Raw genomic sequence first — 18922 nt, 5'->3', positions numbered from 1 at the left:
CCGTGCCCCAATATTACGGGGCACGGCATCATGCGCAGCAACGACGCGATCCATCTCGGCCTGATGCTGCTGGCGCTCGCGGCCGCCTATCTGGTGCCGTTCGAGCTGTTGCTGCTGGCCTATGTCGTGCTCGGCCCGGCGCATTATTTCACTGAGATCTCGTGGCTGCATGATCGCAGCTACTACCTGCCCCATCGGGGGATTGCCTTGGTCCTGGCCATCGTCGCCGTGGTCGCGGCGCTGATCGACAACGCCTCGTGGTTCGGCTTCGCGATGTGGGCCGCGCTGATCGTCTGCGCCATGCTGGCGGCGACCGCCACGGCGATCGAGAGCATGCTGCTGTTCATGGTGGCGATCGCCCTGTCCGCGATCATGTATTCGAGCGGCTCCTCGCTCGCCGTGATCGGTATCCTGATTCCGACGCTGATTCACGTCTCGCTGTTCACGCTGATCTTCATGGTGCTCGGCGCCTACCGGTCCGGCAGCCGCGTGCAGGCCGCGCTGGTGGTGGTCTATCTCGCCGCAATCGCCGCGATCGTGCTGCTGCCCCCCACCGCCGAAATCCGGATCGCAAGCTTTGCCCGGGTGGGGCAGGATTATTTCGGCAATGTCGGCCCGGCCCTCGGCCGGCTGTTCGGCGTGCCTGGTCTCGTGCTCGACACCAGGCTGACCAGCCTGCTCGCCTTCGTCTACACCTATCATTACCTCAACTGGTTCATCAAAGCCGACGTGATCCGCTGGACCGAGGTTCCGAAGGCGCGGCTGGCGGCGATGGCCGCCGCCAGCGCGGCGTCGACCGCGCTCTATTTCTACGACTATGCGTTCGGCTTCACCTTCCTGCTGGCGCTGAGCCTGATCCACATCCTGCTGGAGTTTCCGCTCAACAGCCTCGCGCTGCGCCAGCTCGGCGCGGCCATGCAAAGCGAGGTACGCGCCTTTCATGCCGCACGCACGGCAACGGCTGCGCCTCGGCCTGCGAAGTCGAGGGCCTCGAAACGAACGACGCGGCCACGGTGACGTGCATGGACAAGGATGGCGACGCGCAGATGCGCCTCATCCAGCCTTGCGTACAGTCTGGAGAAATTCCGCCACGTCCTTCTTGAGCGCGCGTGCCTGATCCTGCAAGGCCGAGGCGGCCGTGAGTGCGGCTTCGGCGCCGGCATCAGTCTCGCCGGCCACGGTACGGACGGCGCCGACCTGGTCGGTCACGGCCGCTGTCCCGTTCGCGGCCTGCTCGACATTGCGCGCGATCTCGCTGGTTGCGGCCCCCTGCTCCTCGACGGCGGACGCAATCGTCGTCGCGATCTCCGTCATCTCGGCGATGGTTCTGCCGATCTGACCGATCGCAGCGACCGACTGTCCGGTCGAGCCCTGGATCTCGGCAACGAGCCCTGCGATCTCCTCGGTGGCGCGCCCGGTCTGGGTTGCGAGGCTCTTCACTTCATTGGCGACCACGGCAAAGCCCTTGCCTGCATCGCCGGCCCGTGCCGATTCGATCGTGGCATTGAGCGCAAGGAGGTTGGTCTGGCTCGCGATCGCCTGGATCAGCTGGACCACCGTACCGATCCGCTCGGCCGAATCCGACAGCGCGCGCATCAGCGCTTCGGTCCGTGAGGCCTCTTCCTTGGCCTGATCCGATACCGATACGGAGCGCGCGACCTGGCTGGAAATCTCCTTGATCGAGGCCGCGAGTTGATGCGTCGCCGCCGCAACGGTCTGCACATTCTCGGACGCCTGGGCCGACGTCGCGGCGACCTGCTCGGCAAGCGAGCGACCGCGCTCGGCGACGCGGGCGAGACTTCCGGCGCTCTGTCCCATCTCCTCGGCACGGCTCGAGACGCCGCCAATGACGCCCTCCATGCCGCGATCGAAGCGGTCGGCGAGCTGCGCCATCATCGCCGCACGTTCCGTCTCGGCTGCGGCGCGCTGCGCGGCAGCGTCCTGCTCCATGCGCCGGACGGTCTGTGCGCTCTGGCGGAACACCTCGACCGCGCCGGCCATGTGACCAATTTCGTCGCCGCGCCCGCCGCCCGGGATCGCTTCGTCGAGCTCACCCGCCGCAAGGCTCTGCATGCGCAGGGTCATCTGGCCGATGGGACGCGACACGCTGCGTCCGATCAGCCAGGCCAGCAATGCGCCGAGGACGAGCGCGAACGCGGCCACCGTGAACACGAGATTACGGGTTTGCTCGACGGATTCAGCCGTGAGCCGGCTCTGCTCGGTGCGCGTCGCGCCGAGGGCCCGGCTGATCTCGGCCGCCTTGGCATCGATCGCGCTGCTGGATTTGACGAGCTCGGCCTGCGCCTTGCGTAGCTCGCTCATCGCGGCGGAAAGCTCCGTCAGCGTCGCCGATTGATCGGCAAGCACCTTCTTGAGGGCCGCGATCAGATTCTTCAGTCGCGGCGCATCGACATCGGCGATCTCCGCCTCGCTATCGGCCACCGCCGCCAGCGCATAGCCGATCGTCATCCCGGCATCGTCGGCGTCGACCTGGGCCTGGGTGATGGTGAAACGCAGCACCGAGACGCGCATCGCATCCACCGTGCCGGCCAGACGCAGCGGCTGCAGCAGACGGTCGGGCTGGTTCGCGAGCGCGACGTTGATCGCACCGACGTCGAGGCCTGCCGAGGCGCCGAGGGCCTCGCTCTTGGTGCTTGCGGTGCGCAGACGATCGACAGCGGCGGCGACTGCCGTGAAGGATTTTCGATAGGTCCCGAGCGCATCCACCAGCGCGCTCCGGCCGGCGGCAATCGCCGGCAGGCGGGTGAATTGCTGATCGACCTGATCAAATGTCTGGCCAAAGCCGTCGATCGCCTTCATGGCGCTGTCGCGGTCGCCGATATTGCGCGTGCGGACGAATTTCTCGACGGTGACGTTCGACGAGAGCAGCGCGGCGTGCACCCGCGCCATGCCGGCATCGCCGTCGGCGCTGGTGACGAGCTCTCCGACGGTGCCGCCGATCTCGGACAGCCGCATGACGGCAAGCAGCGCCAGTACGCAGAGGAAACCCAGGACCAGCGCGAAGCCGCCGAAGATGCGCGGGCGGATGCCGATGCGCGACAGAAGCAATGACAGGTTCATGATGTTTCCCGCGATCACGGCGTAGCCCGGATCCGGGCGAGCAGATCCTTGCCGAAGCGCTTCTCGAACTCAGGCTCCAGGGGCTTCACGGCATCGATGAAGGGCTGGCGATCGACCTTCTCGATGATCTCCATGCCGGCCTTGCGCAGCTCCTCGAGCTTCTTCGTCTCCTCCGCGACGCCACTCTGCCAGGTCGCCTCCGCACCGGCCTTGGCTGCGGCGACGATGGCGGCCTGGTCGGCGGGCTTCAGGGCCTGGAACGCCTCGCGGTTGGCGACGAAGGCGATCGGGGCGAAGAAATGCCCGGTCAGGCTGGCATATTTCTGCACCTCCTCGAGATGGCTGGTGGCAATCGTCATGACCGGGTTCTCCTGCCCGTCGATGCGGCCATCCTTCAGCGCGGAGTACACCTGCGTGAACTCCATCGGCACGACCTCGGCGCCCAGCGCCTTGAAGGTCATCTGATAGACCTCATTCGGCAGCACGCGGATCTTCAGGCCGCGGAGGTCCGCAGGAGAATGAATCGGCCGCTTCGAATTGGTGACGTTGCGAAAGCCCTGCTTGCCGATCGCGAGCAGCACCAATCCCTTGTCGGCAAAATGCTTGGCGAACAGCGCGCCGACCGGCCCCTCTGCGACCGCCTTGGCCTGCGCCGCATCGCGGAACAGGAACGGCACGTCGAACACGCCGAACTCCGGCACGGCGGAGCTGACCACCGAACCGGACAGCGTCGCCATGTCGACCACACCACTGCGCATGGCGGCCAGGATCGCCGTCTCACTGCCCAGCGCGTTGCCGGCGCGTGCATCGAGGATGACGCGGCCCTGTGCGATCTCGCCGAGCTTGCGGCGGAATTCGTCGGAGCCGATCTGCTGCGGCGACTGCGGCGAGCCGTTGTACAGCAGCGACACCATCTGCGTCGCACCGGCCGACGGACGAACAGCAAGACAGAGTAACGCCAGAACCGTGCTGGCCACACCAATATAAAGCCGCTTCATCGCCCCTCTTCCCCAAGCGAGGCGACGATAGCCAGATAAGCTATATGAATTATTAACTATGTCAGGTGGTGCCTGAGCACCATACATGGCATGTCGGACGGCTACAGCGGCGCAGCGCTCTCGCCCTGCGAGCTCGACAGTTTCGAGGCCAGCGAGGCGATGACGATGACCACAGCGATCAGGGCGATCACCAGCGTGCAGATCGCGTTGATCTCCGGCTTCACCCCCAATCGCACCTCCGAATAGATCCGGATCGGCAGCGTCGCCGAGCCTGGGCCGGTGGTGAAGCTTGCGATCACGAGATCGTCCAGCGACAGCGTGAAGGCCAGCATCCAGCCGGCGACGATCGCGGGCGCAATCAGCGGCAGGGTGACGGCGACGAAGGCGCGGACCGGGTTGCAGCCGAGGTCCATCGCCGCCTCCTCCAGCGAACGGTCGAGCGAGCCGAGACGGGACTGCACGACCACGGCGACGAAGCACATGGTCAGCGTGGTGTGGGCGATCGTCACCGTCCAGAAGCCGCGCTCGGCATTGAGCGCCACGAACAGCAGCAGCAGCGACAGACCAGTGATCACCTCCGGCATCACCAGCGGCGCATAGAGCATGCCGGAGAACAGCGTTCGGCCGCGAAAGCGCTCGCCGCGCGACAGCGCCACCGCCGCGAGTGTGCCGAGCAGCGTGGCGATGGTCGCGGAGGAGACCGCAACCCGCAGGCTCATCCAGGCCGCCTCGATCATGGCGCGGTCGTTGAAGAGTTCGCGATACCAGCGCAGCGACCAGCCGCCCCACACCGTCACCAGCCGCGAGGCGTTGAAGGAGTAGAGAACGAGGATCAGGATCGGCAAATAGAGGAATGCCAGCCCGAGCGCCAGCGAGGCGATGTTGAAGCGGGACAGGCGGGAGACTTTTCGCATCGCCCTACCGTCCCTGTTCGAGCTGCCGCTTCTGCAGGCGCTCATACAACAGCAGCGGCACTAGCAGCACGATGAGCAGCACGATGGCCGCAGCGGAGGCGACCGGCCAGTCCTTGTTGGTGAAGAATTCGAGCCACAGGGTCTGGCCGATCATCAGCGAGTTGGAGCCGGCCAAGAGATCAGGAATCACGAACTCGCCGACGATGGGAATGAAGCACAGCAGCACCCCGGCACCGACGCCGGGCAGCGACAGTGGAAAGGTGACGAGCCAGAACACCTGCCAGGGCGGCGCGCCGAGATCGGAGGCCGCCTCCTCCAGCACCGGCTCCATCTTGGCGAGCGTGGCGTAGAGCGGCAGGATCATGAACGGCAAATACGAATAGACGATGCCGATATACATCGCGGTGTCCGTGGAGAGCCACACCACGGGCTGGCTGACCAGATGCAGCGAAAGCAGGATCTGGTTGAGCAGGCCATCATGCTGGAGGATGTTGATCCAGGCATAGATGCGGATCAGGAACGAGGTCCAGAACGGCACGATCACCAGCACCATCGCCACCGCCTGCCAGCGCTTCGGCAGCCGCGCCATACCATAGGCAATGGGATAGCCGATCAGGAGCAGCAGCGCCGTCGCCGTGACGGCAACAGTAAGACTGCGCACATAGGCGAACACATAGATGTCGTCGGAGCCGAGCAGCCTGAAATTGTCGATCGACAGCGCGGCAAAGGCGGCCTTGAGCGCGTCCCATCCCGCCGTCAGGTCGAACACGGGCACGTAGGGCGGCTGCGCGATCGCGGTCTGCGACAGGCTGATCTTGAGCACGAAGGCGAACGGCACCAGGAAGAACAGCGCCATCCAGACATAGGGCGCGATGGCGGCAAAGCGCGCCGGTCGCGCGAAGATACGGCGGGAGCTCATGACGGCAGCACCACGCAATCGTCGGGCGTGAACCAGGCGACGACGTGCTGGTTCAGGCTGTAGGCGTCGACGTCGATACGCGCGCTGTTGGCGACCGAAGCCTGCAGCATCCCGCCGGTATCGAGCTTCACCTTGTAGGTGGTGGTGCCGCCGAGATAGCAGATGTCGGCGATCACGCCGTCGAGGATGTTGATCGCCGTCTCGCGACCGGCCTCGCTCGCAGGAGCGCGGCGCGACAGCTTGACCTTCTCGGGGCGGATCGCGACCGCGAATTTTCCCGCGCCGACCAGCTCGCGCGGCTCGGCCACCACCAGCGCACCCGCATCACGCGTGCCGATGACCAGACGATGACCGTCGCGCAATCTGGTCTCGCCGTCGAACAGATTGATGTCGCCGACGAACTCCGCGATCCAGCGCGAGCGCGGCGCCTCGTAGAGCTCGCGGGGGCTCGCGACCTGGGCAAGCTTGCCTGATTTCATCACGCCGATCCGGCTCGCCATCGTCATCGCCTCCTCCTGGTCGTGGGTGACGATGATGAAGGTCATGCCGAGCCGCCGCTGCAGCTCCATCAGCTCGCCTTGCGTGCTCTCGCGCAGCTTCTTGTCCAGGGCCGCGAGCGGCTCGTCGAGCAGTAGGAGTTGCGGTCGGCGCGCCAGGGCGCGGGCGAGCGCGACGCGCTGGCGCTGGCCGCCGGAGAGCTGGTCCGGCTTGCGCTTCTCCAGGCCTTCGAGCTTCACCAGCGCGACCATCTCGGCCACGCGCGTCGCGATCTCGGCGCGCGCCATGCCGGCACGCTTCAGGCCGAAGGCGATGTTGTCGCGCACCGACAGATGCGGGAACAGCGCGTAGTTCTGGAACATCATGTTGATCGGGCGCTCGTGCGGCAGCGCCTGCGCGATGTCCTTGCCGCCGAGCAGGATGCGCCCCTCGTCCGGCGCCTCGAAGCCGGCGAGCATGCGCAAGAGCGTGGTCTTGCCGCAGCCACTGGGGCCCAGCAGCGCAAAGAACTCGCCGGCCTTGATGTCGAGCGAGACGCCATCGACGGCCCGGAACGTCCCGAAGGTCTTGGCGACGCCCTCGATGCGCAGCAGCGGCTGCCCCGCCGCGGGAAATGCATCTCCGGCGGCCGCTTCAGCCGCGACGTCCGTTCCGGGTAACTCTTCCGCCATAATCCCTGCCAACCCCGATTCCGCCGCACGCTAGCGGCCGATCGGTCTTTGCTCAACCGCTTCTGGGGAGATCGTTCACATCACATTCGCCATGAACGCCGCCAGCCTGTCACGATCCGCCGCAGGCATTGTCAGGCCCAGCTTGGAACGCCGCCAAAGGACATCATCGGGGAAGCGCGCCCATTCGTGGGTCATCAGATAGCGCACCTCCGCGCCGGTCAGCTCGGGTCCGAAGGCGGGGCCTAGCTCTTCGCGCGTCTTCGCCTCGCCCAGCACGGCGGGCAATCGCGAGCCATAGGCCGCGACCAGGCGCTGGGCCTCCGGCTCCGAAAGAAACCGCCAGCGGTCGCGCGCAAGGTCGACCTCGCTGTCGAAACCGTCCCAGGCAAAATCGCCGCCGGGCAGCGCCGCGCCGGCGGTCCAGGGCGGCGACATCGGATAGAACGGGGTCAGCTTCGTCACCGCCCGCTCCGCGCGCAGGCGCGAGGTGGTGACATCGCCGCCGAACATCGTCAGCAGCGGCGCCTTGCGCCGGCGCGCATGGAACAGCGTCGTGCCCTCGCGCCCGCGCGCGGACGCCAGCGCCAAATTGACACCGGAGACCGTGCGGACCACGTCGGTCGGGCCGACACGCTCGCGGAAATAGCGGCTGGCAGCCTCGCAGAGATAACTGACGTCGGCGCCCGGCATCGCGACGATGGCGGGATCGCCGGTGAAGGCGTGCGTGACCGTGCCGATCAGCGTGAAGTCCCGCTCGAAGGGCCGGGCGAAGATCAGCCGGCCATCATTGTTCTGAAAGACGTAGACGTTTTCAGAATCGAACAGGCGCGGCACGACGATCTGGCTCATCTGCATGGCCGCCATCGGGGCTTGCTGCTGCCGCAGCACGGTGTCCGCGACCATCGGGGTCCAGGCGCCGGTGGCGTTGGCCAGCGCCCGCGCCGTGACGATACGGCGATAGCCGCGATCGACCACAGCGAGCCGCCAGGTCTCGTCCCGATCGGCACGGACGCAGCGCGCCCCGGTCCGGATCGCAGCGCCACGTTCGGCGGCATCCAGCGCCGTGAGCACCACCAGGCGGGAATCGTCGACGACGCAGTCTGAATATTCGAACGCCGTGCCGAACGGACGTTTCAGCGCGTTGCCGACCGGATGATGCGTGATGTCGAGGGTCGCCGACGGCGGCAGGCCGCCCCGGTTCGTGAGGCCGTCATATAGATACAGACCGGCGCGCAACAGCCATGGCGGACGTTCGTCGGAATGCGCGGGAATCACGAAGCGCATCGGCCGGACCAGGTGCGGCGCGATCCGGAGCCAGATCCGGCGCTCGGCGAGCGCACGGCGCACCCGCCAGAAGCCGCGGCGCTCCAGCATCGACAGGTCGCCATGGATCAGCCGCGGTGTCGCCGACGACGCAGCGCCGGCGAGATCGCCCTGCTCGAACAGGATCACGCGCAGGCCGCGGCCGGCCGCATCGCGCGCGAGGCTGACACCGTTCAGGCCGCCGCCGATGATCGCAAGGTCGTAGTCCGCCATGAAACCGTCGAGAGGGAGCGAAGCCCTCTCATAACTAGAGCCATTTCCGTTCCGATGAAATCGGAACGGCTCCAGATTTTTGTTTCAGCGGGTTTTCCCTGGCGCGAACCGGTATCCACTTGGCTCGGAAACGCTCTAGCCGGTCTTGAGCGCAAGCTCCATGGTCTCAGTGCGGCCGACGAGGTCGGCATATTTGCCGATCGGCAGGGGCTTGCCGAGCAGATAGCCCTGCACGCCGTCGCAGCCCTCCTTGGCGAGGAAGGCGAGCTGTTCGAGCGTCTCGACGCCCTCCGCGACGATCGACATTTCGAGGCCGTGGCCGAGATCGATCACGGCACGCACGATCGCCGCCGATTGCGGGTTGCGGCCGAGATTGATGATGAAGGCGCGGTCGATCTTGATCTTGTCGAACGGGAACGCCTGGAGGTAGCTCAGCGAGGAATAGCCGCTGCCGAAATCGTCCATGGAGATGCGCACGCCGAGCGCCTTCAGCCGGCGCAGCAGCGCAAGGCCCCGGTCGAAATCCTCGATCAGCACGCCCTCGGTGATCTCGAGCTCGAGCCGCCCGGGCGCAAGCCCCGTCTCGATCAGGATGGAATGGACGAGGCCAACCACGTCACCGTGCATGAACTGCGCCGGCGACAAATTGACCGCAACCTGGAGCGGCTTCGGCCAGGACGCCGCCTCGCGGCAGGCCTCGCGCAGGATCCACTCGCCCATCTCGACGATCAGGCCGCTCTCCTCGGCGATCGGGATGAATTCGGCCGGCGAGACCTGGCCGCGCACCGGATGCTGCCAGCGCGCCAGCGCCTCGAAACCGATGATCTCGCTCTCGGCGACGCTGTGGCCCGCGGCTCCCTGCGGCTGGAAGGCGAGCGAGAGCTCGCCGTTCTTGATCGCCATCGAGAGGTCCTGGTGCAGCACGCGGCGGTCGCGGATCTGCTGGTCCATCTCCGGCTGGTAGAGGCTGATGGTGCCGCGCGACTTCTGCTTGGCGCGGAACAGCGCCGCACCGGCATTGGCGAGCAGCGAAGCGCCGTCGGTGCCGTTGTGCGGGAAGATCGACATGCCGGTGGTGACGCCGGCGCGGACCGGCCGGCCGTCGATCTGGAAGTCCTGCGCGACGGCGTCGCCGATCTGCTGCGCCAAGGCGAGGCCCGCCTCCGGCTGCTTGCCGTCGATGATCAGGCCGAACTCGTCGCCGGACAGGCGCGCCACCACGCCGCCGCGGGCGGAGTCCTGGAGCCGCTGCGCCACCTCGATCAGGAGCTTGTCGCCCAGCGCATGGCCAAAGACGTCATTGACCTCCTTAAGCCCGTCGAGGTCGACGCAGAGGACGGCGAACTCCTCGCCGGTGCCTTCGCAGGCCTCGATCATCTGGGTCAGCGCCTGCAGGAAGGCGGCGCGGTTCGGCAGGTCGGTGAGGCCGTCGTGATAGGCCATGTGCGCCATGCGCGACTCGGTCTGCCGGCGGTCGGTGACGTCCTCGTGGGTCTTGATCAGATATTGCGGCTCGCCGGCATCGCTGAGCACCGTGGCGCGGCGGGTCAGGAACAGCCGCAGGCCGTCCTTGGTGGAGATCGGATGCTCCTCGGTGATCATCCCGCGCTTCTTGATCGCCGCCTCGTCACGGGCGATGATCAGCTTGGCTTCCTTGGGATTGAAGATGTCGGACGCGGTGAGGCCCGTGGCTTCCTCGCGCCGGCGGTTGAGGATCGTCTCGGCGCTGCGGTTGGCGAGCAGATAGCGGCCGTCCTTGACCTGCTCCACGATCAGCGCGACCGGGATATTGTCGACCACGAGCTCCAGGAACTTCTTCGTGCTCTCCAGCTCCTGCGACAGCGAACGGCGGTCGGTGATGTCCTCGAACACCAGCAGCAGGAATTCCGGCTTGTTGCTCTCGTTGCGGACCACGATCCGGATCGAAGCCACCATGCGCCGCTCGCCGCCGCGGTCGACCTCGAATTCATTGCGGAACTGACCATCCGGCGCCCCCAGCGCCGCCCGGTCGGCCGCCTCGATGCTCGCCGCCGAGCTCGGCGCAAACAGCTCCCGCGCATTCTTGCCGACGGCGTAGTCCCGCGACAGTCCCCAGAACCGCTCATAGGCGCTGTTCGCGAAGATGTAGCAACCGTCGTCGATGTTCTTGGCGGCCACGCAAGCCGGCACATGGTCCAGCACCGATTCCAGGAATTGCTTGGTGGAGGCGAGCTGCCGCGACAGCTTGCGCTGGTCGCTGACGTCGAGATGCGTCGCGACCGATCCGCCGTTCGGCAGGATGAAATATTTCACCAGGATGGCCCGCCCGTCGGACAGCTCGGTGATCAGGCCGTTGGGGCTTGCCGCCTTCTCGTAGAACTCGTCGTCCGAGACGCCGCCGAGGACGCCCCGTTTGCGCCTGAGCTCGAGGAGGTCGTAGCCGTTCATACCGGCCCAGAGGTCCGAGCGGGTCAGGCCGTAAATATCGAGATAGCGGTCGTTGCAGAAGATGATGCGCCGCTGCGCATCGGTCATCACCACGCCCTGGTTGAGATTGTTCATGGCGGAGGAGACGAAGGCATTGCGCCGTAGTTGCAACCGACGGGTCCGGCGCAGCGCCGAATGGACCCACAGCGCGACGGCCGCCAGGAACGCGCAGACGACGATGCCCGCGATCAGGACTTCCCAGATCAGGTTGGGATCGAGCTGGCCGAGATAGCTCGGCGGGGCGAGGCTGTCCGAGAGCGCAAAGGCGCGCGCGGGCGCGACCGCGCCGGCCAGGCACAGGACGGCCTGCACAGCAATCGGAAGCGTGCTGCCCACGTGCCAGTTCTTCTCAGCCATCAGCCACCCGCGATTTCAACGTCGGATTGTCTGGCCTCGCGGGTTTGGATCGGGTAAACGCCTGTACGCGCAACAGAAAAATGTGACGCCAAATACGGCAATTGCCCTGACATGATAAATGCTTCCTTAACGGAAAACGGCCCCGGGCCCTCGTTCTCAGGTTCATTGGCCCCGGCGCTTCCAGCGGACGTCCTGCACAACCATGGATAAGGTCGACTGCATCGTCATCGGAGCCGGCGTGGTCGGGCTTGCGGTGGCCCGGAAGCTCGCCCAGGCCGGGCGCGAGGTCATCGTGCTCGAGGAGGCCGAGGCCATCGGCACCATCACCTCCTCGCGCAACAGCGAGGTGATCCATGCCGGCATCTACTATCGCGCCGGGAGCTGGATGGCGCGGATGTGCGTCAGCGGCAAGCACGCGCTCTACCGCTACTGCGCCGAGCGCGGCATCCCCCACAAGAATTGCGGCAAGCTGATCGTCGCGACCAATGCGAAGGAGACCGAGAAGCTGCAATCGATCAAGGCGCACGCCGAGGCCAATGGCGTGCTCGACATGCAGCTGCTCACGGGCGAGGCCGCACGCGCGCTGGAGCCAGCGCTGGCCTGCGACGCCGCGCTGCTCTCGCCCTCGACCGGCATCATCGACAGCCACGCCTACATGCTCTCGCTGCGCGGCGAGGCCGAGGAAGCAGGCACCGCCTTCGCGTTTCACACTCCGCTGGTCCGCGCCAAGGCGGCGGCCGGCGTGATCGAAGTCGAGGCCGGCGGCGAAGCGCCGATGACGCTGCAATGCGGCCTGCTCGTCAACGCTGCGGGACTCGCGGCGACGACGGTGGCGCGCAACATCGACGGCATGCCGCTGGACCGGATTCCGCCGGCCTACCTCGCCAAGGGAAACTACTTCAGCTGCAACGCCAAAGCGCCGTTCTCGCGCCTGATCTATCCGGTGCCCGAGCCCGGTGGGTTAGGCGTGCATTTGACGCTGGATATGGCAGGGCAGGCGCGTTTCGGGCCCGACGTCGAATGGATCGAGACGATCAACTACGAGGTCGACCCGTCACGCGCCGAGCGTTTCTATCCGGCAATCCGCAAGTACTGGCCGACGCTGCCCGACGGCGCGTTGATGCCGAGCTATTCGGGTATCCGGCCGAAGATCGTGCCGCCGGCTGTCGCCACGCAGGACTTCCTGATGCAGGGGCCGCGCGATCACGGCGTCGCAGGTCTGATCAACCTGTTCGGCATCGAATCGCCGGGGCTGACATCCTCGCTCGCGATCGCCGATCACGTCGCCGAGCTCGCAGAGATCTAGGCTCCCACAACGATGATTGCGCGGGGTCTCGCACCCTTGCAGCAGGGATGAGCGCAAAGGCTCTCATCCCTGCCTGAAAGGGTACGATCAACTCAACACTGTTACGGGGGTTACTAGTGGAGCGTATCGCCTTGCTTCAGACGCTCGATCTGGTCCTTGACCATCAACTTCCGGCGCTTCAACTCAACAATTTGCAGGTCGTCTGTTGAAAGGTGCACGAGAGCTTCGTGCAATTCGTTTTCGAGAAGTTTGTGTTTCCGCTCCAATTCAACAAGATGTGCCTGAATTGTCATTCGAAACCTCCTCGGTAGGGTTGAACCTTAGGATTCGATCCGGACAGCAAAGTCTACATCACCGATTCGTTCTGTCGATGGGTATCCGTCGTCCCACCGTCATTTTTGAAAATACATATGTAATGAAGCGTGAGTACGGAACCGCGCGGGAAAAATCCATGATATCAATGCGCTTGCTCAGCGCCGCGGCGCACCGTTGAAATATCTTGCGGGAGATCGGTGCGCGGCAGCCCGAGATCGCTTGCGGTCACGCCGCGCAAGGACGATAATTTCCACAGGGCATCCACAGCCCAGATCACACGCCTATTCGGTTTTCGGCCACCGCAGACATGACCCATGAAGACGAGCGTGAGCTCGAAGCCGAGCTCACCCGGTTGCAGCAGGAACACCGAGATCTCGATGCCGCGATCGATGCCCTGCATCAATCGCCTGCCCCCGACCTATTGCGGCTGCAGCGGTTGAAGAAGCGCAAGCTGCTGTTGCGCGACCGCATCGCGTTCATCGAAGACCAGATCACGCCCGACATCATCGCCTGATCGCGTCCCGCGCGATCGCGACGCCTCACCGCGTCTGAATCCGCTTGACTCAAAAAGAACAAAATAGGAACATTCCTACACCAACGCCCCAGGAAACGCCCAAGGAAAACTCACAAGGACAACGCAGATGCCGGCACCCGCCCTTTCGGACAACAGCCACTATGAACAGGCCTGCGATCAGGCGATCGCGATGTGCGACGGCAATCTGCGCAGCACCATCAAGGCGCTGATCATGGCCAACGAGTATCTGGAGGCGGAGCTGGAAGAGTTGCAGGCGGCGATTTCCGCCGGCTGCATTCCCGAGACCTCGCGCAGCAAGATGCGGAGCAAGAGCAGCGCCGCTTAGTTTCAACATTGGAGCAACGCCATGTCGGATGTGACCTACTACGTTGCAATGCCCTTTTTGATCGATGCCGACGGATCGCCCGTCGCAGGCGCGGCGGAAGAGTGTCAGTCCTCATCGGCAGCACTCCGGCGCGCCGAGATTCTGGCGCGCGGGGCCGGCCATATCGGCGCGGTCGCCTTCAGCCGCAGCGGCGATCCCATGACCGGCGAATTCGGCGACGCGACACTGCTACGCAAATTCGGCAACGTCCCGGAAGATCTCGCGACCCTCTGATCCCTTTTGGCTTGAGCACGATCTCCGCGCAAACGCGTTCCGCGTTTGTCACGAGGGAAAACCGCTACGCACTTTGCGCTGACGCGACCCTTCGGGTCCGGATCGTGCTCTAGCGCTCGCTGCTGACGAGCCCGATCGGCGGCTCGTGCCGGCGGCGCGCCTTGCGCACATACATGGCGGCATCGGCCTCTTCCAGGGCACGGCCTGCGTCGGAGTGCGGGCCGAGCAAGGCGACGCCGGCAGAGGCTCCCGCCGTCACGTTCTGGTCGCGGAAGACGAAGGACAATTCGTCGATCGCCTGCTCGAAGGTCGCGGCCTTCGCCTTGGCATCGGTCTCGTTGAGATTCCACAACAGCAGCGCGAACTCGTCGCCACCGAGCCGGCCGACCACGTCGGAGGCGCGGACCTGCCGCGTCAGCGTCGCGACAATCGCCTTGAGCACCTCGTCGCCGGCGGCGTGGCCGAAGGAATCGTTGATCGGCTTCAGCCGATCGACATCAAGCACGATCAGCGCGCCGCTGGCGTGATACCGCTTCATGTAGGCAATGGCGCGCGTGAGTTCGCGCTCGAAGCCACGCCGGTTCGGAATCTCGAGCAGGAAGTCGGTGTCGGCGGCCGCCTCGAGTTCCGACACCCGCAACAGGGCCGCCTTGAGCTTGCCCCTGAGGTCGCGGATGGTCGCCTTGCTGTCGGCGGCAGCCGGCGCTCTGCGCGAGGCCAGCCTGGCCGGGCGATTCGAGAGGGCTTTGGATCGGCCGGCGCTGGTCTTCCGGCCCTTTTTGGCCTTCGCAGCGCTCGCCCTTTTTGGTTTCTTCATGGGCATCCTGCTCAATGAAGGCTTGCGGGGATTCACCAAGACAGGATAGTGCATTCCCTTCTCCTTGCCACCGCCTTGCGAGCCGCCGGCCGGAACCGTTAATCTGGCCTATGTTTCTGTTTTCCCGAGCACAATTGACGTCATGACCGCGCCGATCGCCATCATCATGGGAAGCCAGTCGGATTGGGACACGATGCGGCATGCCGCCGAGACGCTCGATGCGCTCGGCGTCGCCGCCGAGACCCGCATCGTTTCGGCCCACCGCACGCCCGACCGGCTGTTTGCCTTCGCCAAGGGCGCCAAGGCGGCGGGTTACAAGGTCATCATCGCCGGCGCCGGCGGCGCCGCGCATCTGCCGGGCATGGCGGCCGCGCTGACGGAACTCCCGGTGTTCGGCGTTCCCGTCGAATCGAAGACGCTCAAGGGGCTCGATTCGCTCTATTCGATCGTACAGATGCCCGCGGGCATCCCGGTCGGCACCCTCGCCATCGGCAAGGCCGGTGCGATCAACGCGGCGCTGCTCGCGGCTGCCGTGCTCGCCTTGTCTGACCCCGCCCTGTCCGATCGCCTCGCCGCCTGGCGCAAGGCACAGACCGACGCGGTTGCCGAGCGTCCGGAGGACAAGGCGTGACTGACGCAAAGCAGGTGAAGCTGAAGCCCGGCGACACCATCGGAATCCTCGGCGGCGGACAATTGGGGCGGATGCTGGCGATGGCTGCGGCGCGGCTCGGCCTGCGCTGCCAGGTGTTCTCGCCCGATCCGGACTCGCCGGCCTTCGACGTCGTGCTCAACGCGACCTGCGCCGAATATGCCGACGTCGAAGCGCTGGAGCTGTTCGCGAGCGACGTCGACGTCATCACCTACGAATTCGAGAACGTTCCGGCGGCCGCCGCGATGGTGCTGGATGCGCGCCGCCCGGTGCTGCCCAATCGCAAGATTCTCGAGACCACCCAGGACCGGCTCGCCGAGAAGGACTTTGTGACGAAGCTCGGCATCGGCACGGCGGCCTATGCCGACGTCACCTCCGTCTCCTCGCTGCGCGAGGCGATCCTGAGGATCGGCCTCCCTGCGGTGCTGAAGACCCGCCGCTTCGGCTATGACGGCAAGGGCCAGGCCATCATCCGCGAGGGCGACGACATCGCCAAGGTGTGGACCAGCCTCGCCACCAAATCGGCGATCCTGGAAGCCTTCATCCCGTACGAGCGCGAGATCTCCGTGATCGCTGCGCGCTCGGCCGCAGGTGAGGTCGAGTGTTTCGACGTGACCGAGAACGAGCACCGCGACCACATCCTGAAAGTGTCGCGCGCGCCCGCGCCGATCCCGGACGCGCTCGCGGATGAGGCGCGCAATGTCGCGAGCAAGATCGCGACTGCGCTCGATTATGTCGGCGTGCTGGCGGTGGAGATGTTCGTGCTTGCCAACGGCACCGGACCGAAGGTGCTGGTCAACGAGATCGCCCCGCGCGTGCACAATTCCGGGCACTGGACGCTGGACGGCGCCTCGGTCTCGCAGTTCGAGCAGCACATCCGCGCCATTGCCGGCTGGCCGCTCGGCAGGCCGGTGCGCCACGGTGAGATCGTCACGATGACCAATCTGATCGGCGACGAGATCAACGACTACGACAAGTGGCTGACCGTCCCGGGCGCGACCGTGCACATCTATGGCAAGGGCGCGCCGCGCCCCGGCCGCAAGATGGGCCACGTGACCGAGGTCCGCCCGCCCCGGGACAAGTGACGGGATCGCAGCAGAGGCTGCAATCCCGCCTGGCGATCACGCCGTCTTCACGCCCGCAACGACGCCCGTGGGCTCCTCGCTGAGCCAGCGATAGATCACCCCGCCGAGCGCACCGCCGATCAGCGGCGCAACCCAGAACAGCCAGAGCTGCGCCAGCGCCCAGCCGCCGACGAACAGCGCGGGGCCGGTGCTGCGCGCCGGATTCACCGACGTGTTGGTGACGGGAATGCTGACGAGATGGATCATCACCAGCGCGAGCCCGATCGCGAGCGGTGCGAAGCCCGCGGGGGCGCGGCCGTGGGTAGCGCCCATGATGATGAACAGGAACATCATGGTCATCACCACCTCGGTGAGGAAGCACGCCATCATGCTGTACTGACCGGGCGAATGCGCGTCATAGCCGTTGGACGCGAAGCCCTTGGTGACGTCGAAGCCGGGGGCGCCGCTGGCGATGATATAAAGGAGGCAGGCGGCCACGATCGCGCCGGCCACCTGCGCGATCACGTAGGGCAGGATCTGACCGGCCGGAAAGCGCCCGCCGGCGGCGAGGCCGACCGTGACAGCCGGATTGAGATGACAGCCCGAGATGTGGCCGATCGCGTAGGCCATCGTGACGACGCTCAGGCCGAAAGCCAGGGACACTCCGACCAGACCGATTCCGACCTGCGGGAAGCCGGCCGCGATCACCGCGCTGCCACAACCTGCGAATGTGAGCCAGAAGGTGCCGATAGCCTCGGCAGCATATTTTTTCATATCCATTGTCGTCCCCTCATTTCAAAGATTCCGGAACAAAGCTCCGGTCGCGCCCCGCCCAAGGCGTCAAACCGCCCAAATCGGGGCCGCACAAAGGTATTTTCGCCGCATTTAATGGCCGAACTTGGCCCGAAAATCCGCTTGGCCGGTGGACATTCCAGGTTTTGTCTGATACATCCGCGCGCTCAAGGTTAAGGGCGCCCGGCTTTTTGCCATCCCCTTTGACTTACCAGAATTCAAATCCGATCCACTGAAGAGGATGCCGCGTGCAGGTTCTCGTTCGCGATAACAATGTCGATCAAGCCCTCAAGGCGCTGAAGAAGAAGATGCAGCGCGAGGGGATTTTCCGCGAGATGAAGCTCCGCGGACACTACGAAAAGCCCTCCGAGAAGAAGGCTCGCGAAAAGGCCGAGGCCGTGCGCCGCGCGCGCAAGCTGGCCCGCAAGAAGCTGCAGCGTGAAGGCCTGCTGCCGATGAAGCCGAAGCCGGTGTTCGGCGCCGGCGCCGGTGGCGAGCGTGGTGGTCGTGGCGGCCCGGGTGCCGGTCCGCGCGGTCCGCGCTGATTTGCTAAAGCTTTAAGACCTCAGTTTTCGATGACGCGGGCCCCTGGCCCGCGTTATTGTTTGTGAGCGGTGCCTTTCTGGGATGGGGCACTACCGGTGCGGAACCAGCGCGAGCGAACCGTAGATGGCCTCCCCTCTCCCCGAGCGCGGCTTGGCGCGACCACGCCTGATCTCGCGCCAGTCGCTCGCGCTGACCTTGATGGGGATTGCGCTGTGCGGCTGCTCCTTCGACCTGGGATCCTTGATGCCGGAGAAGGAGAAGCCGCAGGAGGCACCGAAGGCGGCGGCGACGGCCGAGAGCGCGGTCAGCGCCGGCAACGTCACCGAAGCCCAGGCCCACACGGCAAAGGCCCAGTCCCTCGCCAAGTCGGGCGAGACGGCGGCAGCGCTGGACGAGTTCAATCGCGCCGTCGGGCTCGATCCCTACAATGCGCAGGCGCTCTATGGCCGCGCGCTGATCTACCAGGGCAATAACCAGCACGATTTCGCCGTCGCCGATTTCAGCGCGGCGAGCGGGCTCAATCCGCAAAAGGCCGAGCCGCTGCTCGGCCGCGCCACCAGCTATCTCGCGCTCGGCAAGATCAAGGAAGCCGCGGCCGACCTGGATGAAGCCTCCGAGGCCGATCCGCACAATGCCCAGATCTGGACCGCGCGCGGACAGGCCTATGAGCGGCTCGGCGACAGGGCCAAGGCGGCGGCGTCCTACAACAAGGCGGTTGCCCTGCGTCCACGCGACGATGCCGCCCGCAGCGGCCTCGCCCGCGTCGGCGGCTGACAGGGCTGCTTGAGCTTCGGTTCTGATTAGATCAGAACCGAAGTTCTAGATTCTTGTTTTGACGCGTATTCTTCACGCGAACCGGT

Annotated in this window: 19 protein-coding genes; 9 read left to right on the top strand and 10 right to left on the bottom strand. The window is 65.7% G+C overall.

The genetic code is table 11. The annotated features are described in order from the left end of the window. The first annotated feature begins 30 nt into the window (after window positions 1-30). Window positions 31-1017 carry a hypothetical protein gene (locus JQ603_RS30220; RefSeq protein WP_212345116.1) on the top strand — a complete coding sequence of 329 codons (987 nt, stop codon included), beginning with the start codon at window positions 31-33 and terminating at the stop codon, window positions 1015-1017. Between the two features lie 36 nt (window positions 1018-1053). Here JQ603_RS30220 and JQ603_RS30215 read toward each other — a convergent pair whose 3' ends face one another. From JQ603_RS30215 to JQ603_RS30185, 7 genes are all read right to left on the bottom strand, one after another. Continuing rightward, window positions 1054-3081 carry a methyl-accepting chemotaxis protein gene (locus tag JQ603_RS30215; protein WP_212345114.1) on the bottom strand — a complete coding sequence of 676 codons (2028 nt, stop codon included), beginning with the start codon at window positions 3079-3081 and terminating at the stop codon, window positions 1054-1056. 14 nt (window positions 3082-3095) lie between these two features. Continuing rightward, window positions 3096-4079, bottom strand: a complete 984-nt coding sequence (locus tag JQ603_RS30210; RefSeq protein ID WP_433996661.1) for a TRAP transporter substrate-binding protein — start codon at window positions 4077-4079, stop codon at window positions 3096-3098. A 101-nt stretch (window positions 4080-4180) separates the two neighbouring features. Further along, window positions 4181-4993 carry an ABC transporter permease gene (locus JQ603_RS30205; RefSeq protein ID WP_212345112.1) on the bottom strand — a complete coding sequence of 271 codons (813 nt, stop codon included), beginning with the start codon at window positions 4991-4993 and terminating at the stop codon, window positions 4181-4183. A 4-nt stretch (window positions 4994-4997) separates the two neighbouring features. Further along, on the bottom strand, window positions 4998-5912 hold the full coding sequence (locus JQ603_RS30200) for an ABC transporter permease (RefSeq protein ID WP_212345109.1): 915 nt from the start codon (window positions 5910-5912) through the stop codon (window positions 4998-5000). Then, the gene (locus JQ603_RS30195) at window positions 5909-7081 is read right to left on the bottom strand and encodes an ABC transporter ATP-binding protein (RefSeq protein ID WP_212345449.1); all 1173 of its coding nucleotides are present in this window, start codon (window positions 7079-7081) and stop codon (window positions 5909-5911) included. Before JQ603_RS30195 ends, JQ603_RS30200 begins: the two co-directional genes overlap by 4 nt. Before the next feature lie 75 nt (window positions 7082-7156). After that, complete coding sequence (locus tag JQ603_RS30190) at window positions 7157-8617, bottom strand: glycerol-3-phosphate dehydrogenase (RefSeq protein ID WP_212345107.1); 1461 nt, start codon at window positions 8615-8617, stop codon at window positions 7157-7159. A gap of 135 nt (window positions 8618-8752) precedes the next feature. Further along, window positions 8753-11440 (bottom strand): sensor domain-containing protein, encoded by a 2688-nt coding sequence (locus JQ603_RS30185; RefSeq protein ID WP_212345105.1) that lies wholly within the window; start codon window positions 11438-11440, stop codon window positions 8753-8755. Window positions 11441-11642: 202 nt separating this feature from the next. Between JQ603_RS30185 and JQ603_RS30180 the strand changes: the two genes are divergently transcribed. After that, the gene (locus JQ603_RS30180) at window positions 11643-12746 is read left to right on the top strand and encodes an NAD(P)/FAD-dependent oxidoreductase (RefSeq protein ID WP_212345104.1); all 1104 of its coding nucleotides are present in this window, start codon (window positions 11643-11645) and stop codon (window positions 12744-12746) included. Window positions 12747-12859: 113 nt separating this feature from the next. Here JQ603_RS30180 and JQ603_RS30175 read toward each other — a convergent pair whose 3' ends face one another. Beyond that, on the bottom strand, window positions 12860-13039 hold the full coding sequence (locus JQ603_RS30175; protein WP_025034152.1) for a YdcH family protein: 180 nt from the start codon (window positions 13037-13039) through the stop codon (window positions 12860-12862). A gap of 329 nt (window positions 13040-13368) precedes the next feature. Here JQ603_RS30175 and JQ603_RS30170 point away from each other — a divergent pair, with 329 nt between their 5' ends. The 3 genes from JQ603_RS30170 (at window position 13369) to JQ603_RS30160 (ending at window position 14194) form a co-directional block, all read left to right on the top strand. Further along, on the top strand, window positions 13369-13575 hold the full coding sequence (locus JQ603_RS30170; RefSeq protein WP_018641547.1) for a YdcH family protein: 207 nt from the start codon (window positions 13369-13371) through the stop codon (window positions 13573-13575). Window positions 13576-13702: 127 nt separating this feature from the next. Continuing rightward, a complete protein-coding gene (locus JQ603_RS30165) occupies window positions 13703-13921 on the top strand; it encodes a hypothetical protein (RefSeq protein ID WP_212345103.1) in 219 nt (72 codons plus the stop codon). A gap of 21 nt (window positions 13922-13942) precedes the next feature. Then, window positions 13943-14194 (top strand): hypothetical protein, encoded by a 252-nt coding sequence (locus tag JQ603_RS30160; RefSeq protein WP_018641549.1) that lies wholly within the window; start codon window positions 13943-13945, stop codon window positions 14192-14194. Between the two features lie 109 nt (window positions 14195-14303). Here JQ603_RS30160 and JQ603_RS30155 read toward each other — a convergent pair whose 3' ends face one another. Further along, complete coding sequence (locus JQ603_RS30155) at window positions 14304-15011, bottom strand: GGDEF domain-containing protein (protein ID WP_212345102.1); 708 nt, start codon at window positions 15009-15011, stop codon at window positions 14304-14306. Between the two features lie 142 nt (window positions 15012-15153). On the opposite strand from JQ603_RS30155, the gene purE reads away from it, so the two are divergent. Together purE and JQ603_RS30145 are read left to right on the top strand one after the other, a co-directional pair. Continuing rightward, a complete protein-coding gene (gene purE / locus JQ603_RS30150) occupies window positions 15154-15642 on the top strand; it encodes a 5-(carboxyamino)imidazole ribonucleotide mutase (protein ID WP_212345100.1) in 489 nt (162 codons plus the stop codon). Next, on the top strand, window positions 15639-16745 hold the full coding sequence (locus JQ603_RS30145; RefSeq protein ID WP_212345098.1) for a 5-(carboxyamino)imidazole ribonucleotide synthase: 1107 nt from the start codon (window positions 15639-15641) through the stop codon (window positions 16743-16745). The genes purE and JQ603_RS30145 overlap by 4 nt, the downstream gene beginning before the upstream one ends. A gap of 36 nt (window positions 16746-16781) precedes the next feature. Here JQ603_RS30145 and aqpZ read toward each other — a convergent pair whose 3' ends face one another. Continuing rightward, entirely contained in the window at window positions 16782-17504 is a 723-nt protein-coding gene (gene aqpZ / locus JQ603_RS30140) for an aquaporin Z (protein WP_212345094.1), read from the bottom strand. A 260-nt stretch (window positions 17505-17764) separates the two neighbouring features. On the opposite strand from aqpZ, the gene rpsU reads away from it, so the two are divergent. Both rpsU and JQ603_RS30130 read left to right on the top strand, forming a co-directional pair. Further along, window positions 17765-18061, top strand: coding sequence for a 30S ribosomal protein S21 (gene rpsU / locus JQ603_RS30135; protein WP_011089854.1), 297 nt, complete (start codon window positions 17765-17767; stop codon window positions 18059-18061). A gap of 124 nt (window positions 18062-18185) precedes the next feature. After that, entirely contained in the window at window positions 18186-18836 is a 651-nt protein-coding gene (locus JQ603_RS30130; RefSeq protein ID WP_212345091.1) for a tetratricopeptide repeat protein, read from the top strand. The last annotated feature ends 86 nt before the right edge of the window (window positions 18837-18922 follow it).

Origin of the sequence: Bradyrhizobium liaoningense, from assembly GCF_018130825.1 — a bacterium.
GTDB lineage: Bacteria > Pseudomonadota > Alphaproteobacteria > Rhizobiales > Xanthobacteraceae > Bradyrhizobium > Bradyrhizobium liaoningense_B.
The sequence above is the reverse complement of the archived record's forward strand: the minus strand, read 5'-3'. Positions and strand labels throughout refer to the sequence as shown.

Bases quoted from the DNA above. Each gene is read 5' to 3' on its own strand.
- JQ603_RS30155 (WP_212345102.1), bottom strand. From the start codon at position 15,011: ATGAAGAAACCAAAAAGGGCGAGCGCTGCGAAGGCCAAAAAGGGCCGG.
- JQ603_RS30205 (WP_212345112.1), bottom strand. From the start codon at position 4,993: ATGCGAAAAGTCTCCCGCCTGTCCCGCTTCAACATCGCCTCGCTGGCG.
- JQ603_RS30170 (WP_018641547.1), top strand. From the start codon at position 13,369: ATGACCCATGAAGACGAGCGTGAGCTCGAAGCCGAGCTCACCCGGTTG.
- JQ603_RS30215 (WP_212345114.1), bottom strand. From the start codon at position 3,081: ATGAACCTGTCATTGCTTCTGTCGCGCATCGGCATCCGCCCGCGCATC.
- aqpZ (WP_212345094.1), bottom strand. From the start codon at position 17,504: ATGGATATGAAAAAATATGCTGCCGAGGCTATCGGCACCTTCTGGCTC.
- JQ603_RS30175 (WP_025034152.1), bottom strand. From the start codon at position 13,039: ATGACAATTCAGGCACATCTTGTTGAATTGGAGCGGAAACACAAACTT.
- JQ603_RS30210 (WP_433996661.1), bottom strand. From the start codon at position 4,079: ATGAAGCGGCTTTATATTGGTGTGGCCAGCACGGTTCTGGCGTTACTC.
- JQ603_RS30195 (WP_212345449.1), bottom strand. From the start codon at position 7,081: ATGGCGGAAGAGTTACCCGGAACGGACGTCGCGGCTGAAGCGGCCGCC.
- JQ603_RS30160 (WP_018641549.1), top strand. From the start codon at position 13,943: ATGTCGGATGTGACCTACTACGTTGCAATGCCCTTTTTGATCGATGCC.
- JQ603_RS30185 (WP_212345105.1), bottom strand. From the start codon at position 11,440: ATGGCTGAGAAGAACTGGCACGTGGGCAGCACGCTTCCGATTGCTGTG.
- purE (WP_212345100.1), top strand. From the start codon at position 15,154: ATGACCGCGCCGATCGCCATCATCATGGGAAGCCAGTCGGATTGGGAC.
- JQ603_RS30220 (WP_212345116.1), top strand. From the start codon at position 31: ATGCGCAGCAACGACGCGATCCATCTCGGCCTGATGCTGCTGGCGCTC.
- JQ603_RS30190 (WP_212345107.1), bottom strand. From the start codon at position 8,617: ATGGCGGACTACGACCTTGCGATCATCGGCGGCGGCCTGAACGGTGTC.
- JQ603_RS30165 (WP_212345103.1), top strand. From the start codon at position 13,703: ATGCCGGCACCCGCCCTTTCGGACAACAGCCACTATGAACAGGCCTGC.
- JQ603_RS30180 (WP_212345104.1), top strand. From the start codon at position 11,643: ATGGATAAGGTCGACTGCATCGTCATCGGAGCCGGCGTGGTCGGGCTT.
- JQ603_RS30200 (WP_212345109.1), bottom strand. From the start codon at position 5,912: ATGAGCTCCCGCCGTATCTTCGCGCGACCGGCGCGCTTTGCCGCCATC.
- JQ603_RS30130 (WP_212345091.1), top strand. From the start codon at position 18,186: ATGGCCTCCCCTCTCCCCGAGCGCGGCTTGGCGCGACCACGCCTGATC.